Genomic DNA, 14,884 nt, shown 5'->3' with positions numbered 1-14,884 from the left:
GTCCCCTCATCCAGCAGGGCTGCCGCCGCTCCAGGTTTCGCCGGTAAGTCGTTCGTAGGCCTCGACGTAGCGGTCCCGGGTCGCCTCGACGACCTGGGGCGGGATCTCCGGAGCGGGGGGTTCCTTGTTCCAACCACTTGAAGCCGCCCAGTCCCGCACGTACTGCTTGTCGAACGCGAACTGCGCGCGCCCCGGCTGCCACGTCTCCGCCGGCCAGAACCGCGACGAGTCCGGCGTCAGCACCTCGTCGGCGAGGACAAGGCTGCGGTCGGGGCCGGCGAACCCGAGCTCGATCTTGGTGTCGGCGATGATGATGCCCCGCTCGGCGGCGAGGGCGGCGCCCCGCCGGTAGACCTCGACCGTGAGCCGGCGCAACTCCTCCGCGGTGTCGGCACCGACCTTGGCCACCACCTCGTCGTACGTCATGGCGGTGTCGTGCTCACCCACGGGCGCCTTCGTCGTCGGAGTGAAGATCGGCTCGGGCAGCTGGGATCCGTTGACGAGGCCGGCCGGGAGGGAGACGCCGCAGACTGTGCCGGACTTTTCGTACTCCGCCAGGCCTGAACCGGTGAGGTAGCCGCGGGCGACGCACTCGACCGGCACCATCTCCAGGCGGCGGCACCGGATCGCCCGGCCCGCGAACGCGGACGGGACGCCGGTCGCGGAGATGACGTGGTTGGGTACGAGGTCTGCCAAACGCTCGAACCACCACAGCGAGAGAGCGGTGAGGATCCGCCCCTTGTCCGGGATCGGGGTCGGCAGCACGGTGTCGAAGACCGAGATCCGGTCGGAGGCGACGAGGATCAGATCGCCGCGGTCCTCGTAGATGTCGCGGACCTTGCCCGAATAGACGTGCGGGAGGCCGAAGGCCGGCACCGATTCGCTCATACGCCGATCCTTGCAGAGCGCGCCGGCCGCCCGACGCCTGTGTCCGCGACTGCGCCAGCGACCAGCTCAGCCAGGTGGCCGGGGCAGGTCCTACGAAGACGACGCCGACCCCCGCCGGGGCCGACGATTGCGGCGCTTCCGGTCAGCGGCCGCGCCCCCGGTAACCGGCAGTGCCCCCCGTCACGCACGACGCGTCCCCTGGCAACACTCGATGTTACGAGCCGGACCATATCGCCGGCATATCGAAAACCACATACGTGCCGACAACACCACGCTGCCTTGACTGGTCGCATGACTCGAGCCGCACGTGGTACGCCACCCGAGGATGACCGTGCCGTCCCCGACGGCGTGACAGTGTTTGATGACGAGTACTCCTGCGTAGCCAACCTCGCTTCGGATCTTCTCGGTGCCCTCCGCCAAGCCGCGACGGATGCCGCGGACGACGGCGTCACGTTCTACGTCAACAGCGGCTGGCGTTCCCCTGACTACCAGAATCAGCTGTTTCGTGAGGCGGTCCTCAAGTACGGCTCCGAGGAGGAAGCCGCTCGATGGGTGGCCACCCCCGACACGTCTGCTCACGTGTCCGGGGACGCGGTCGACATCGGGCCCCCCGACGCCGCGGTGTGGCTGTCCAAGCACGGCGCCGGGTACGGGCTGTGCCAGATCTACCGCAACGAGCCCTGGCACTACGAACTGCGCCCTGAAGCGATCGATCACGGCTGCCCGCCCATGTACGCCGACCCCACGCACGATCCAAGGATGCAGCAGTGACCAGCACGCACGGCATCGAGCCGGTGTCGGGCGTGAGTTTGACCGTCGGGCCGATCAGCGCCGCCGAGCATGTGGCGTTCGTGCGAAAACAGCGGTCGGTCAGCTTCCTGCAGACCCCGGCCTGGGGCCGCGTCAAGACCGAGTGGCGCAGCGAGTCCCTCGGCTGGTACGCCGGCCGGACGTTGGTCGGCGCCGGCCTCGTCCTGCACCGCCCAGTGCCACGGCTCGAGCGCTTCACGCTGGCCTACCTGCCCCAGGGCCCGGCCATCGACTCGCCCGGCGAGATCGACGCGTGGCTCGACCCGCTGGCGGCACATCTCAAGGCAGACGGCGCGTTCGCGATCCGGCTCGGCCCGCCGGTGCGTACGAACACCTGGAGCGCGGCCCAGGTCAAGGAGGGCATCGCCGACCCGGGCATCGAGCGGCTCACCGAGCTGCCCAGTCAGCAGACCGACCCCCTCGGCGCTCGCGTGACCAGCCAGCTCAGGGACGCCGGCTGGCTGCCGCAGTACCCGGAGGACGGATTCGGGGCCGGGCAGCCGCAGTTCACGTATGAGCTTCCACTGCGCAATCTCGACGGGCAGAGCAGGACCGAGGACGACCTGCTCACGGGCATGAACCAGCTGTGGCGCCGCAACATCAAGAAGGCGGCCAAGGAGGGCGTCGAGGTGACGGTCGGCGAGGACCTGAAGGCGTTCCACGACCTCTACGTCCACACCGCCGAGCGCGACCGCTTCACGCCCCGGCCGCTGCGCTACTTCGAGGCCATGTTCGCGGCGATGAGTGCCGAGGACCCCGAGCGGATCGAGCTCTACCTGGCCCGCCACCAGGGCGACCTGGTGGCTGCCGCCATCCTGGTCCGCGTCGGCGGCCACGCGTGGTACTCCTACGGCGCCTCCTCCACCGAAAAGCGCGAGGTGCGCGGCTCCAACGCCTGCCAGTGGGCGATGATCCGCGACTCGTTGGCGGCTGGCTGCGACGTCTATGACCTGCGCGGCATCACGCCCACCCTCGACGCGGACGACCCGCACGTCGGGCTGATCCAGTTCAAGGTCGGCACCGGCGGTCAGGCGGTGAGGTACGTCGGCGAGTGGGACCTGCCGCTGCGGCCGATGGTCTACCGGGCCTTCGACCTCTACATGAGGCGGCGCAGGTCCTTGAAGCGGCGCGGGCGATGAGCTGAATCTCCCTACCCAAATCGTTCCGACCTGGGATGGATATCGCGGTCGGGCAAGCGGAGGCAACGTGACCATGCATGGGTGGCACAGCTGGGTCGGTACGTTCACCGGCGTGGCCTACCTGACGGTGCTCGTACTGCCGATGGCCGCGCTGGCGGTGTGGGCTCTGGCACGCCGGCGGAGTGCCAGCGGCGTCACGTCGGCGTCGGCCTGGCGCACGTCGTTGGCCGAGGTCGGCATCGTCTACGGGACTGTGCCCTGGGTATGGATGACCATGTTGCCGGGCAGCCGGGCCGGCGCCATCCCTGGTCGGGTGAGCCTGGTACCGCTGCGGGACCTGCTCACGATGTCGACGGGCCAGGTCGTCGGCAACGTGCTGGTGTTCGCCGCGCTGGGGTTCTTCGCGCCCCTGCGGTTCGCGGCACTGACGTCGGTACCGCGGATCCTGGCGTTCGCGGCGGGCTGCTCGGTCCTGGTCGAGACCGCTCAGTACGTCCTGCGGCTGGACCGCGTGTCCTCGGTGGACGATGTGCTGCTCAACGCGGCCGGCGCCGGGCTGGCCGCACTGGCGTCGCGCCGCTGGTGGCTCGCCTCAGCGGGCATGCCGTCAGACCGACCTCGATCCGCTCCGGTACCGAGGTCCTGAGCCGTCGGCGCTCTCAGGGTCAGTTGCGCACCCCGCCGAACTCCGCCAGCGCGGCGGCAACCTCGTCGAGACGCGCCCCGCGGGACGCCTTGACGAGCACCACATCGCCGGCGGCGAGGTGGTCGCGCAGCCAGTCGACGGCCGCGTCGTTGCCGGCCAGCGCCACCGCCCGCTCTCCCGCGCCGTCGGCGATCGGCCGGGCGGCCTCGCCGACCGCGACCACCACGTCGGCCCGGGAGGCCGCGTACTCCCCGACGGCGCGGTGCTCGGCCTCGCTGTCGTCGCCGAGTTCGAGCATCGCGCCGAGGACGGCGATGCGGCGCCCGCCCTCGATCGCCGACAGCGCGTCCAGTCCAGCGAGGGTCGATTCGGGGTGGGCGTTGAAGGAGTCGTTGAGCAGGGTCGCGCCGCCCGGGAGGTCGCGTAGCTCCAGGCGCCATTTCGACAGCGAGACGGTGGCCAGTGCCGCCGCGGCCATGCCGAGGGGTACGCCGGCCGCCTGTCCCGCCGCAGCGGCAGCCGACGCGTTGAGCGCCTGGTGGGCGCCCACGAGCGGCAGCGTGACGGGAGCCGAGGTGTCGGCGGTCCGCAGCACGAAGGACGGCCGGGCGAGCCGGTCCAGCGCCAGGTCGAGCACTCGCACGTCGGCGTGCTCCGCCCGGCCGAAGGTCAGCACCGGGCCGTCGGTGAGTGCACGCATCGCGACCACCCGCGGATCGTCGGCGTTGAGGACGGCGGTGCCGCCGGGCGCCAGCCCCTGCACAAGCTCGCCCTTGGCCCTGGCGATGGCCGCGCGCGACCCGAACTTGCCGACGTGGGCCCGGCCGACATTGAGGACGACGGCGATGTCAGGCGAGACCAGCCCAGTGAGCGCGGCGATCTGGCCGATGTGGCGGGCTCCCATCTCGAGGACGAGGAACCGGGTGGCCGCGTCGGCGCGCAGCATGGTGAGTGGCATGCCGAGTTCGTTGTTGAGCGAGCCGATCGTGGCGATCGTCGTCCCGGCGCTCGACAGTACGGCCGCCAGGAGGTCCTTCGTGCTGGTCTTGCCCTGGGAGCCGGTCACCCCGACGACGGTCAGCCCGTCGCGCAGCCGGGCCACGACGTGGGCGGCGAGCGCCTGCAGCGCGGCCTGGGTGTCCGCGACGACGACCGTGGGCAGGGACGTTGGCCGGGAGCCGAGCACGGCCACCGCGCCCGCCCGGCCGGCCTGGCCGGCGTAGTCGTGGCCGTCGACGTACTCGCCGGCGAAGGCGACGAAGAGGCCGCCGGGCTTGGCCTGCCTGCCGTCGAGCACGGCCGGCGCGGTCACCGTCACGGCGTCGTCGCCCTCGACCGTCCCGCCGAGGACCGCGGCGATCTCGCCGAGGCTGAGCGGGATCATGCCCGGACGGCGCGAGGGCCGGCGATGCGCAGCGACAGCCGGCCGATCGAGATCGCGCAGATAGGGAGCAGGCTGACGAGGTAGCGGTTGGAAGAGGTTGGGTCGCTGTAGGTCATGCCAGCCAGTCAAGGCGGTGCGGCATATCGTCGGCATATCGAAAACTCGATACGTGCTGGCAACACCGCACCGCCTTGACTGGCTGGCATGACCTACAGCGAACCAGTACGAACAGCGGCCCGCCGCACCCGATCGCTGGCGTCCACGTCCTCCTCTGCCGGCCAGAAGATGGGGATCACCATCTATGGATGTGGTCAGGACGAGGCTGTTCTGTTCCGAGAGTTGGCACCTCGTCTCGGCGTCATGCCGAAGATCACCGAGGCAGCGGTATCCGAGGCCAATATCGACCTGGCATTGGGAAACCGGTGCATCAGCGTGGATCACAAGACTCACGTCACAGACTCCACCCTTCAAGCACTCAGCCGAGTCGGCGTCACATACATCTCGACAAGAAGCATTGGCTACAACCACATCGATGTGGGCTACGCGGCGAGCGTCGGCATCTCCGTGGAAAACGTCACCTACTCGCCCGACAGCGTGGCTGACTACACGCTGATGCTGATGCTGATGGCGGCGCGACATGCAAAGTCCATGGTCCGCCGCACGGATACGCATGACTACCGACTGAGCGGTGTACGCGGGAGAGAACTACGCGATCTGAGGATCGGCGTCATCGGAACAGGACGCATCGGCGCGGCGGTCATGGACAGGCTGCGGGGTTTTGGCTGTCGAATACTGGCCCATGACACTCATCCCGAGACCGCTGCCGACTACGTACCGCTCGATGAACTGCTGCGGCTGAGCGACCTGGTGACGCTCCATACGCCGCTCACTGCGGAAACACACCACCTCCTGGATCGTCGACGTATCGAGCAGATGAAGCACGGCGCGTTCATCATCAATACCGGACGCGGGGCACTTCTTGACACCGAGGCGCTGGTTCAAGCCTTGGAAAGCGGTCGACTTGGCGGTGCGGGGTTGGATGTGCTCGAAGGAGAGGAAGGAATCTTCTACGCAGACTGCCGAGGCAAACCCATCGAGAGCAAGGCGTTGTTGCGACTCCAGGAGTTGCCGAACGTGCTCATCAGTCCGCACACCGCCTATTACACGGACCACGCTCTGAGGGACACCGTGGAAAACTCCCTCACCAACTGCCTGGAATTCGAAAGCAGGAATCAGCATGGATAGGTTGAAGCTCGGAATCATCTTCGGGGGCGGTTTCGAGGAGCATCCCATCTCCGTCAAGTCTGCGCGAGAAGTCGCCAAGAACCTCGATCTCGCAAAGTATGAACCGTTCTACATCGGGATCACGAAGCGCGGTGCCTGGATGCTCTGCGACGGCCCCGACGGCGGCTGGGAGGACGGCAACTGTCGTTCGGTTGTGCTGTCACCGGACCGGAGCGTCCCTGGGCTGCTCGTGCTGGAGCAGGGGCGGTACGCCACGATCAGCCTGGACGTCGTGCTGCCCGTCCTACACGGCAAGCTCGGCGAAGACGGTGCGATCCAAGGCTTGCTCGAGCTCTCCGGCCTCCCCTACGTGGGCTGCGATGTCCAGAGCTCCGCCGTCTGCATGGACAAGTCCCTCGCCTACATCGTTGCCGGCAGCGCGGGAATCGCCACGCCGAAGTTCTGGACCGTCACGACGAACGACGACCTCGATGCCGACCGGCTCAGCTATCCCGTCTTCGTGAAGCCGGCCCGTTCGGGATCCTCCTTCGGGGTCAGCAAGGTCTCGGGGAAGGAAGAACTGCCGAGTGCGCTGGAAACCGCACGACAGTTCGACTCGAAGGTGTTGATCGAGGAGGCGGTCGTCGGCAGCGAGGTCGGATGTGCCGTCCTGGGGAACGACTCGGAGCTGGCGACAGGTGAGGTGGACCGAGTCTCGCTCTCTCATGGCTTCTTCAAGATCCATCAGGAGGATGATCCCGAAAGCGGATCCGAGAACGCGACCTTCATCGTTCCCGCGGACATTCCGGCCGAGGTGCGTGAGCGTGTTCGGGAGACGGCCAAGGCCATCTATCGCGCCTTGGGTTGCCGGGGACTGGCGCGGGTGGACATGTTCCTCACAGGGGATGGGAAGGTCGTCCTCAACGAGGTCAACACGCTGCCGGGCATGACCTCCTACAGTCGTTATCCGAGGATGATGGCCGCCGCGGGGTTGCCGCTTTCCGACGTGATCGACCGGATGGTGGCGTTGGCCTTGGCGGGAACCGGGCGATGAAGGACGACTTTGTCTTCGTCGACGAGGTCGTATCCGGCATTCGCTGGGATGCCAAGTACGCTACCTGGGACAACTTCACCCGCCGGCCGGTGGACGGGTACCTAGCGAATCGAATCGTCGGCACAAGGGCCCTGTGTGCGGCCCTGGAGAGAGCGCGAGACAAGGCCGCCTCCCTCGGATTCGGTCTGCTTCTCTGGGATGGTTACCGTCCACAGCGTGCCGTGGACTGCTTTCTGCGGTGGTCGAAGCAACCGGAGGACAGCCGGGCGAAACCGAGGCACCATCCGAACATCGACAGATCCGAGCTGTTCGACCATGGATATGTCGCCGCCAGGTCGGGCCACAGCCGCGGCGGCGCCGTCGACCTGACGCTCTTTGGGCTCGCCACCGGAACCCTCGTCCCCATGGGTGGTGATCATGATCTGATGGATTCGATCTCGCATCACGGCGCAGCGGGGATCACAGCGGCCGAGGCGAGAAATCGTCAGTACCTTCGATCGATCATGTCCGCCTGCGGATTCGATTCGTACGATCGCGAGTGGTGGCACTACGAACTGAAGGACGAACCATATCCGGACACCTATTTCGACTTTCCCATCACTCCTGATCTCGTCGACAAGGGAAGGCATGTAGAGGCGGCTGGCACACCCATGAGAACAACGGCCGACCAATCCTGAGCGGGGAGCGTGGCTGCCGTTCCCCTGAGTACCTGAATCAGCTGTCTCACGATCACTCGGTCGTCGTCCTCACGTGGGAAGCGAGGCCAGCCCGACCTCGGTACGCCAGGCCGCGTGGCGGGCACGGAGGCGTTCGACGATCTCCGGATGCTCGGCGGAGAGGTCGGTGGTCTCGCCGATGTCGTCGCCCAGGTGGGTGAGCCGCTGGCCGACACCGATGTCGGTGTGCTCGCCGCGCCGCAGAGCGTCGGCGTGTGGGCCGGCCGAGGCGTGGTGGAGCTTCCAGTCGCCGAGGCGTACGGCCCACTGGAAGCCGCAGTCCCAGTGCAGCGCCTCGTGCCCAGCTGCCCCGGCGTCGCCTGACGACTTGGTTGTGTCGCCGCGCAGCGCCGGCAACTGGTCGAGTCCGTCCGTGTGCGCCCAACCTTCCGGGGGTGCGCCGGCCGCGGTCAGCAACGTGGGATAGAGATCGAGGGTGCTGGTCAGTGCGTCGTTCGTACGCCCGCCCGTGATGCCGCCCTCGGGCCACCGCACGAGGTAGGGAACGCGGATACCGCCCTCCCACAACGTGTACTTCGTACCGCGCAAGGGAGTGTTGACACCGAAGTTGCACATCGAACCGCCGTTGTCGGTGGTGTAGACGACGAGCGTGTCGTCGGCGAGTCCGCGCTGGCCGAGCTCGTCGAGCAGCAGCCCGATCTGGGCGTCCATGAGGTCGAGCTGGGCGAGGTAGTACGCCCGACCGTTCGGGAGGTAGGGCGAGATCGCACCGTCGTACCAGTCCACGTACGACGAGATCGCGGGATCCCAGTCCGGGAACTTCGCCAGTCCGCGCCTGGCCAGCTCGTCGTCCGGCAGCTGGAAGCAGAAGTTGTGCACGGCGTTGAACGCCAGCATCAGGAAGAACGGCTCATCCTCGTGCCTGGTAACGAAGTCCCGTGCTCGGCGGCCGAGCTCCGCGGTGAGGAAGCCCTCCAGCTCGCACTCCTCGTCACCGTCAAGAAGGGGTTGCACCGCCATGGTGCGGGACGCTTCCGGCCCGTAGCTCTCCACGGCCGCGCGGGAATGGCGCAGGTAGTTGAGCCGGCCCACCTGCTTGCCAGCAAGGCCGTAGTAGCTCTCGGCGAACCCATGGTGTGGCGGACATGCGCGGTCGCCCTTGTCCTCGCGCCCGTAGTGGACCTTGCCGAGGTAGCCGGTCGCGTAGCCGGCGTCACGGAGGCGTTCGGCGAGCGAGGGCAGGTGGTCGGGAAACGCACTGGAGTCGAACCACTGGGCGCCCCACCGCTGCTGGTACTGCCCGCCGATCAGGCCGGCGCGGGACGGGCTGCAGATCGGTGCCGTGACGTACGCCTGCGTGCACGAGACCCCTTCGGCGGCCAGCCGATCGAGGGAGGGCGTACGCACGTCGGGGTCGATACCGAGCGCGCCACGGTCGGCGTACCCGTGGTCGTCGGAGACGATCAGGACGATGTTCGGCTTCCGTGGGGTCGCTGCCATACCAGCCATCCTGGTCGCCGATCGACCGCGAGGACAGGGGTACCTCCGCGCACGTGACCGCTCCTGGCCGATGACCAGGCCACGCCGCAGGAGAGTGGGACGGGGTGGCGACGGGCTCTCAGAGGATGGAGTCCGGGGTATACGACGAGGCCTCCGGATAGCGCTCGACCACGGTCCGCACCCGGCGCACGACCTCACTCACCTGCGCCAGAGCCGCACCGGTGAACGTCAGGGGATCGTTGACAAGGCCGCCCAGCTCGTCCCGGCTGAGGCCCAGGCGTTCGTCGGCGGCGAGCCGGTCGAGCAGGTCGTTGCGTTCGGCGCCCTTCTCCCGCATCGCCAGCGCGACGGCGACAGCGTGTTCCTTGATGACCTCGTGTGCGGTCTCACGCCCGACGCCGCGCCGGACCGCCGCCATCAGCACCTTGGTTGTCGCGAGGAACGGGAGGTATCTGTCAAGCTCGCGTTGCGCCACCGCGGGGAACGCACCGAACTCCTCCAGCACCGTGAGGAACGTCTGGAACAGCCCGTCGGTGGCGAAGAACGCGTCCGGCAGGGCCACCCGGCGGACCACCGAACACGAGACGTCGCCTTCGTTCCACTGGTCGCCGGCCAGCTCGCCGACCATCGACAGGTAGCCGCGAACGACGACCGCGAGGCCGTTGATGCGTTCGGCCGAACGGGTGTTCATCTTGTGCGGCATGGCGGACGAACCGACCTGGCCGGGCTGGAATCCTTCGGTGACGAGTTCGTTGCCGGCCATCAACCGGATCGTGGTCGCCAGGTTGGAGGGGGCGGCCGTCGCCTGGACGAGGGCGGACAGGACGTCGAAGTCGAGCGAGCGCGGGTAGACCTGGCCGACGCTGGTGAGAACACGGGTGAAGCCCAGGTGTGCGGCGACGCGGTCTTCGAGATCGGCGAGCTTCTCCGGCGACCCGTCCAGCAGGTCGAGCTGGTCCTGGGCGGTGCCGACCGGACCCTTGATGCCACGCAGCGGATAGCGCGCCAGCAGGTCCTCGATGCGTTCGAGGGCGACGAGCAGCTCGTCGGCGATCGACGCGAACCTCTTGCCCAGCGTCGTGGCCTGGGCGGCGACGTTGTGGCTGCGGCCGGCGATCACCAGTTCGGCGTGTTCGGCGGCCCGCGCCGCGAGCCGTGCCAGCGCGGCGACAATGCGGTCGCGGACGAGCTCGAGGGAGGCGCGGATCTGGAGCTGCTCGACGTTCTCGGTGAGGTCGCGACTGGTCATGCCCTTGTGGATGTGCTCGTGACCTGCGAGGGCGCAGAACTCCTCGATGCGTGCCTTGACGTCGTGGCGGGTGCGGCGCTCCCGCTCGCGGATCGAGTCGAGATCGACCTGGCTGGCTACTCGTTCGTACGCCTCGATCACGCCGTCGGACACCGGGACACCGAGGTCGCGTTGCGCCCGGAGCACGGCGATCCAGAGTCGGCGTTCGAGAATCACCTTGTGGGCCGGCGACCACAGCTCCACCAGGGGGGCGGAGGCGTAGCGGGCGGCGAGGACGTCGGGGATCACCGGTGGCGGCACGTACCCCATTCTCCCGCAGGCCGCCCGCCGGTCGCGGTCCCGCCCCGGATCACCCCTCGCGCCCTCGGTTCCCCGAAGGCGTCGACCCCCGTGATCATGATCGTGATCATGAAAGTTTGCGGGCGTATAGCCGCCTTTCCTTCATGATCATGGAAACCGCCGCGCAGAGCTCGGACGCGTCGCTGGACGCCGCCAAGCGGGTGTGCCTGGTAGTACGGTCGGGGCGTGATCCGGGTGCTGCTGGCGGACGACGAGGCGATGATGCGGGCCGGCGTCAGGGCCATCCTGGCCGCCGCACCTGACATCGACGTGGTCGCCGACGCCGGCAACGGGCGCGAGGCCGTCGAGGCCGCTCGGGTGCACCGGCCCGACGTCGCCCTGCTGGACATCCGGATGCCCGTGCTCGACGGGCTCAGTGCGGCGGCAGAGTTGCGCAGGGTCGTCCCGGACACCGCGGTGATCATGCTGACCACCTTCTCCGAGGACGAGTACATCGGGGCGGCGCTCGAGAGCGGCGTGAGCGGATTCCTGCTGAAGGCGGGTGATCCGTACGAACTCATGGCCGCGGTGCGGGCGGCATACGGCGGTGCGTCGTACCTCTCGCCGAAGGTCGCGCACCGGGTCATCCAGCTGGTCAACGACGGCCAGGTGACCCGGCGTACGGCGGCGAAGGAACGCCTCGACAGGCTGACGCCGCGTGAGCGCGAGGTGTTGGCCCTCCTGGGCGCAGGACTGTCGAACGCCGAGATCGGCCAGCGGCTGTTCCTGACCGAGGGGACGGTCAAGGCCTACGTCAGTACGTTGCTGGCCCGACTGGCTCTGAAGAACCGGGTCCAGGCGGCGGTGCTCGCCCATGGGGCCGGCCTGGTAGACGACTCCGAGGGCGAGTAGCGGCTCAGACGTCGCGGGTGCGCAGGGCCCAGATACCCGTTGCGATCGTGAGCGTCGCCCAGGCCGCGAGGACCAGCCCGTACTCCCAGTCTCCGGACATGAGCCGCCACCCCGCGGGCGACGGCGTGTAGTCCGCGATCGTGGCAATGACCGGAGCGCCCAGCCGCTCGGACACGAGCACCATGACCTCGGGGACGACGAGGAGCAGGAGGACGAGGATCGCCAGACCGCCGGCCGTCCGGCGGACGAGGGTGCCGATGCCGAGTGCGAGCACGCCGAGTAGGGACAGGTAGACGCCCATGGCCGCGATGTCGGCGACGTGGGTCGAGTCGAGCGCGCCCAGCTCGCCGAACCGTACGGCGGCGACACCGACGCCCAGGACCGCGACCCCGGTGCCGACGAGCAGGACCGTGGACCCCACCACGACGGCCTTGGCCAGCATGACGCGGGTGCGCGAGGGCGTACACGCGCACGTGACGGCGATGCTCCGGAAGGCGAACTCCCCTGTGATGGCGAGCATCGCGAACGCCGCGAGCGTGTACTGGAGGAAGTTGGACAGGGCTGCCGTGGCAACGGATACCGCGAGGACGGTCGTGGGGTCGCCGTCGTCGGATTCCAGCATGGCGACGAGTGCCATGATGGCGGCGGAGCCGCCCACGAACCACCAGGTCGAACGCAGTGTGCGCAGCTTGATCCACTCGGCGGCCGCGGTCGAGGCCACGGTGGCGGCCGCCGGAAGGGACGTGGTGGCGGCCGGCGGAAAGGACGTCGTGGTCATGCTTCGGCTCCGTACTCGATGCTGTCGGCGGTCAGGTTCATGTAGGACTCCTCGAGCGTCGGCTCGACCGGACTGAGCTCGTAGAGCATGAGCCCGAGCTCGTGGGCCAGCGCACCGACCTGCTCGGGATGGACACCGGTGACGGTGAGCTCGTCAGGCCCTGACCAGCGGGCGTCGTCCAGCGCGTCAGCGAGCGCGTGGAGCTGGGGTCCGCGCACCTTCGTCCCGGTGCCGGTGAGCAGGTTCGCCATCGGCTCGTCCGCGATCAGGCGACCCTTGCCGAGCACGACAAGCCGGTCGGCCGTCTGCTCCACCTCGCTCATCAGGTGCGAGGAGATGAAGACGGTGCGTCCTTCAGCCGCCAGTGACCTCAGCAGAGTCCGGATCCAGCGCACGCCGTCGGGGTCCAGGCCGTTGACGGGCTCGTCGAGCATGAGGATCTGCGGATCACCGAGGAGGGCGCCCGCGATACCGAGCCGGTGACTCATCCCCAGCGAGTAGGTGCCGGCGCGCCGCCGCCCGGCTTCCGTCATCCCGGTCAGGGCCAGCACCTGGTCCACCCGGGACGCGGGGATGCGCTGGCTCCGGGCCATCGCCCGAAGATGGTCGCGGCCAGAGCGGGCGGGATGGACGGCCTTGGCGTCCAGCAATGCGCCGATGGTACGCAGGGGCTGGTCGAGTTCGGCGTACCGGCGTCCACAGACCAGCGCCGTCCCGGCCGTCGGAGCGTCGAGGCCGAGGATCAAGCGCATCGTGGTGGACTTGCCGGCGCCGTTGGGGCCGAGGAACCCCGTGACCGTCCCAGGTGTGAGCTCGAGCGTCAGTCCGTCGACGGCAGTCTTGGCGCCGTAGCGCTTGGTGAGGTCTCTCAGGCTTATCACGCTCGCGAACCTACGGATCGTCGGCTGCCCCCGACTGCGCACGATCGTCAGTGAGCCGTACTGTCGTTCGTCAGCTCTTTCCGCCGGTCGTGCCCGTAGCCTGTCGCCCGTGGAGCGGATCTGGAGGATGTTCGGCAGTCGTCGCGCTGTCGACTTCCTGGTCTGGGCCGCCATCACGGCCCCGGTGTTCCTCAGCGACGACGGCCTGCCGCCGGGTTCCGTTTTGTCCATGCCGATGTTCCAGGCCGTGGCGGTGGCGTTGCTGGCGGGCGCCGTGCTCGTGTCCCGGAGCGTCCCGCTCGTCGCGGTGGTGCTTCCCACGGTCCTCGCTCTGGCAGTGACCAGGGAGTTCTACTGCGAGCAGCTGACCCTTGCCCAGGTGACGTTGGCATTCCTGCTCGGCCGGCGGACGGCCGGGGGGCGGTCCGTGGTGCAGCTGTTGGCCGCCCTGTGCGCCGTGGCCCTGGCCTTCGCCGTGGTGAATCAGGAGGGAACGGCCCAGGACTGGTTCACCCTCGCGAGCACGATGGTCCTCCAGGTCGCTCTCCCGTGGACCGCCGGCCAGTACGTCCTGCAGCGGGCCGAACTGCTCCGCGCCGGCTGGGAACTCGCCGAGCGACTCGAGCGGGAGCAGGGTCTGGTGGCCAACCAGGTCCGGTTGCGGGAGCGGGCCAGGATCGCCCGCGACATGCATGACTCCCTCGGCCACGAGCTGAGCCTGATCGCCGTTCGGGCGGCGGGCTTCGAGGTGACCACGGGGATCGGCCCGCAAGGGCAGCAGGCGGCCGGGGAGCTGCGGCAGGCGGCGGCGTCGGCAACGGATCGGCTGCGCGAGATCATCGGGATGCTGAGGGACGACGGCGAGACGCCGCCCGTCGTTCCCGCGGGAGGCACCGTGCAGTCGCTCGTGACGCAGGCGGCGGCGTCCGGAGTTGCCGTGACCCTCGAAGACGCCACGGCCGAGTTCGACACACCCGTGCCGGACGTCACGGCCCGCGCCGCCTACCGGGTGGTCCAGGAGGCGCTCACCAACGCGATCAAGCACGCACCCGGCGCTTCGGTGACGGTGACCCTGCGACGCCACGACGAGGGCGAGCAGGGGATCGTCGTCACCGTCGTCAACGGTGCTCCGCCGATGGCCCCACCACAGACCGACGGCATCCAGGGCTACGGTCTCATCGGCCTGGACGAGCGGGTCCGGCTCGTCGGCGGCACCCTGGACGCACGCCCCACTGACGGTGGCTTCACCGTCACCGCGTGGCTCCCGCTCATGCCCATGGCATCGGCCGCCGCGCCAGTCGTCGCACCGTTATCGAGCCACGCGCTGTCCGCCGCGCGCCGCCGACTGCACCGCAGCATGATCGGGACATTCCTCGCCCCCGCTGCCATGGCCGCCGTACTCGTACTTTTCTACGTCCTGAACGCTGATCGGCTCTGACCCGGTGATCGTCGGGAGCGGGGTT

General features: G+C 68.6%; 14 protein-coding genes. 8 read left to right on the top strand and 6 right to left on the bottom strand.

From position 1 onward, the window contains the following. Positions 1 to 6: 6 nt before the first annotated feature. Positions 7 to 888: a phosphoribosylaminoimidazolesuccinocarboxamide synthase gene (locus ABNF93_RS13410; protein WP_349328305.1), complete on the bottom strand. Its 882-nt coding sequence runs from the start codon at positions 886 to 888 to the stop codon at positions 7 to 9. A 291-nt stretch (positions 889 to 1,179) separates the two neighbouring features. On the opposite strand from ABNF93_RS13410, the gene ABNF93_RS13405 reads away from it, so the two are divergent. The 3 genes from ABNF93_RS13405 to ABNF93_RS13395 all read left to right on the top strand — a co-directional run bounded on the left by ABNF93_RS13405 (position 1,180) and on the right by ABNF93_RS13395 (position 3,483). Further along, positions 1,180 to 1,659: a M15 family metallopeptidase gene (locus tag ABNF93_RS13405; RefSeq protein ID WP_349328304.1), complete on the top strand. Its 480-nt coding sequence runs from the start codon at positions 1,180 to 1,182 to the stop codon at positions 1,657 to 1,659. 32 nt (positions 1,660 to 1,691) lie between these two features. Further along, positions 1,692 to 2,837: a lipid II:glycine glycyltransferase FemX gene (locus tag ABNF93_RS13400; RefSeq protein ID WP_349328481.1), complete on the top strand. Its 1,146-nt coding sequence runs from the start codon at positions 1,692 to 1,694 to the stop codon at positions 2,835 to 2,837. A gap of 73 nt (positions 2,838 to 2,910) precedes the next feature. Beyond that, the gene (locus ABNF93_RS13395; protein WP_349328480.1) at positions 2,911 to 3,483 is read left to right on the top strand and encodes a VanZ family protein; all 573 of its coding nucleotides are present in this window, start codon (positions 2,911 to 2,913) and stop codon (positions 3,481 to 3,483) included. Positions 3,484 to 3,502: 19 nt separating this feature from the next. Here ABNF93_RS13395 and ABNF93_RS13390 read toward each other — a convergent pair whose 3' ends face one another. Continuing rightward, positions 3,503 to 4,867, bottom strand: coding sequence for a UDP-N-acetylmuramoyl-tripeptide--D-alanyl-D-alanine ligase (locus tag ABNF93_RS13390; RefSeq protein ID WP_349328303.1), 1,365 nt, complete (start codon positions 4,865 to 4,867; stop codon positions 3,503 to 3,505). 285 nt (positions 4,868 to 5,152) lie between these two features. Here ABNF93_RS13390 and vanH point away from each other — a divergent pair, with 285 nt between their 5' ends. Genes vanH through vanX form a run of 3 tightly spaced genes read left to right on the top strand, consistent with a single transcriptional unit; the run spans position 5,153 to position 7,822 of the window. After that, positions 5,153 to 6,112 carry a D-lactate dehydrogenase VanH gene (vanH, locus tag ABNF93_RS13385; protein WP_349328479.1) on the top strand — a complete coding sequence of 320 codons (960 nt, stop codon included), beginning with the start codon at positions 5,153 to 5,155 and terminating at the stop codon, positions 6,110 to 6,112. Continuing rightward, complete coding sequence (gene vanA, locus ABNF93_RS13380) at positions 6,105 to 7,145, top strand: D-alanine--(R)-lactate ligase (RefSeq protein WP_349328302.1); 1,041 nt, start codon at positions 6,105 to 6,107, stop codon at positions 7,143 to 7,145. The genes vanH and vanA overlap by 8 nt, the downstream gene beginning before the upstream one ends. After that, positions 7,142 to 7,822, top strand: coding sequence for a D-Ala-D-Ala dipeptidase VanX (vanX, locus tag ABNF93_RS13375; protein ID WP_349328301.1), 681 nt, complete (start codon positions 7,142 to 7,144; stop codon positions 7,820 to 7,822). Before vanA ends, vanX begins: the two co-directional genes overlap by 4 nt. A gap of 69 nt (positions 7,823 to 7,891) precedes the next feature. Here the strand turns inward: vanX and ABNF93_RS13370 are convergent, their stop codons facing one another. Both ABNF93_RS13370 and purB read right to left on the bottom strand, forming a co-directional pair. After that, a complete protein-coding gene (locus tag ABNF93_RS13370) occupies positions 7,892 to 9,322 on the bottom strand; it encodes a sulfatase family protein (RefSeq protein WP_349328300.1) in 1,431 nt (476 codons plus the stop codon). Between the two features lie 118 nt (positions 9,323 to 9,440). Next, a complete protein-coding gene (gene purB / locus ABNF93_RS13365) occupies positions 9,441 to 10,880 on the bottom strand; it encodes an adenylosuccinate lyase (RefSeq protein WP_349328299.1) in 1,440 nt (479 codons plus the stop codon). A gap of 216 nt (positions 10,881 to 11,096) precedes the next feature. Between purB and ABNF93_RS13360 the strand changes: the two genes are divergently transcribed. Next, positions 11,097 to 11,762: a response regulator gene (locus ABNF93_RS13360; RefSeq protein WP_349328298.1), complete on the top strand. Its 666-nt coding sequence runs from the start codon at positions 11,097 to 11,099 to the stop codon at positions 11,760 to 11,762. Positions 11,763 to 11,766: 4 nt separating this feature from the next. Here ABNF93_RS13360 and ABNF93_RS13355 read toward each other — a convergent pair whose 3' ends face one another. Both ABNF93_RS13355 and ABNF93_RS13350 read right to left on the bottom strand, forming a co-directional pair. Further along, the gene (locus ABNF93_RS13355; protein ID WP_349328297.1) at positions 11,767 to 12,540 is read right to left on the bottom strand and encodes a hypothetical protein; all 774 of its coding nucleotides are present in this window, start codon (positions 12,538 to 12,540) and stop codon (positions 11,767 to 11,769) included. After that, complete coding sequence (locus ABNF93_RS13350; protein WP_349328296.1) at positions 12,537 to 13,421, bottom strand: ABC transporter ATP-binding protein; 885 nt, start codon at positions 13,419 to 13,421, stop codon at positions 12,537 to 12,539. Before ABNF93_RS13350 ends, ABNF93_RS13355 begins: the two co-directional genes overlap by 4 nt. A gap of 109 nt (positions 13,422 to 13,530) precedes the next feature. Between ABNF93_RS13350 and ABNF93_RS13345 the strand changes: the two genes are divergently transcribed. After that, entirely contained in the window at positions 13,531 to 14,859 is a 1,329-nt protein-coding gene (locus ABNF93_RS13345) for a sensor histidine kinase (RefSeq protein WP_349328295.1), read from the top strand. The last annotated feature ends 25 nt before the right edge of the window (positions 14,860 to 14,884 follow it).

It is taken from the genome of Actinopolymorpha sp. B9G3, from assembly GCF_040120725.1.
In the GTDB taxonomy this organism is placed as follows: domain Bacteria; phylum Actinomycetota; class Actinomycetes; order Propionibacteriales; family Actinopolymorphaceae; genus Thermasporomyces.
The sequence above is the reverse complement of the archived record's forward strand: the minus strand, read 5'-3'. Positions and strand labels throughout refer to the sequence as shown.

Coding starts and splice junctions, on each gene's coding strand:
- ABNF93_RS13410 (WP_349328305.1), bottom strand. CDS start 888: ATGAGCGAATCGGTGCCGGCCTTCGGCCTCCCGCACGTCTATTCGGGC.
- ABNF93_RS13405 (WP_349328304.1), top strand. CDS start 1,180: ATGACTCGAGCCGCACGTGGTACGCCACCCGAGGATGACCGTGCCGTC.
- ABNF93_RS13395 (WP_349328480.1), top strand. CDS start 2,911: ATGCATGGGTGGCACAGCTGGGTCGGTACGTTCACCGGCGTGGCCTAC.
- ABNF93_RS13390 (WP_349328303.1), bottom strand. CDS start 4,867: ATGATCCCGCTCAGCCTCGGCGAGATCGCCGCGGTCCTCGGCGGGACG.
- vanH (WP_349328479.1), top strand. CDS start 5,153: ATGGGGATCACCATCTATGGATGTGGTCAGGACGAGGCTGTTCTGTTC.
- vanA (WP_349328302.1), top strand. CDS start 6,105: ATGGATAGGTTGAAGCTCGGAATCATCTTCGGGGGCGGTTTCGAGGAG.
- vanX (WP_349328301.1), top strand. CDS start 7,142: ATGAAGGACGACTTTGTCTTCGTCGACGAGGTCGTATCCGGCATTCGC.
- ABNF93_RS13370 (WP_349328300.1), bottom strand. CDS start 9,322: ATGGCAGCGACCCCACGGAAGCCGAACATCGTCCTGATCGTCTCCGAC.
- purB (WP_349328299.1), bottom strand. CDS start 10,880: ATGGGGTACGTGCCGCCACCGGTGATCCCCGACGTCCTCGCCGCCCGC.
- ABNF93_RS13355 (WP_349328297.1), bottom strand. CDS start 12,540: ATGACCACGACGTCCTTTCCGCCGGCCGCCACCACGTCCCTTCCGGCG.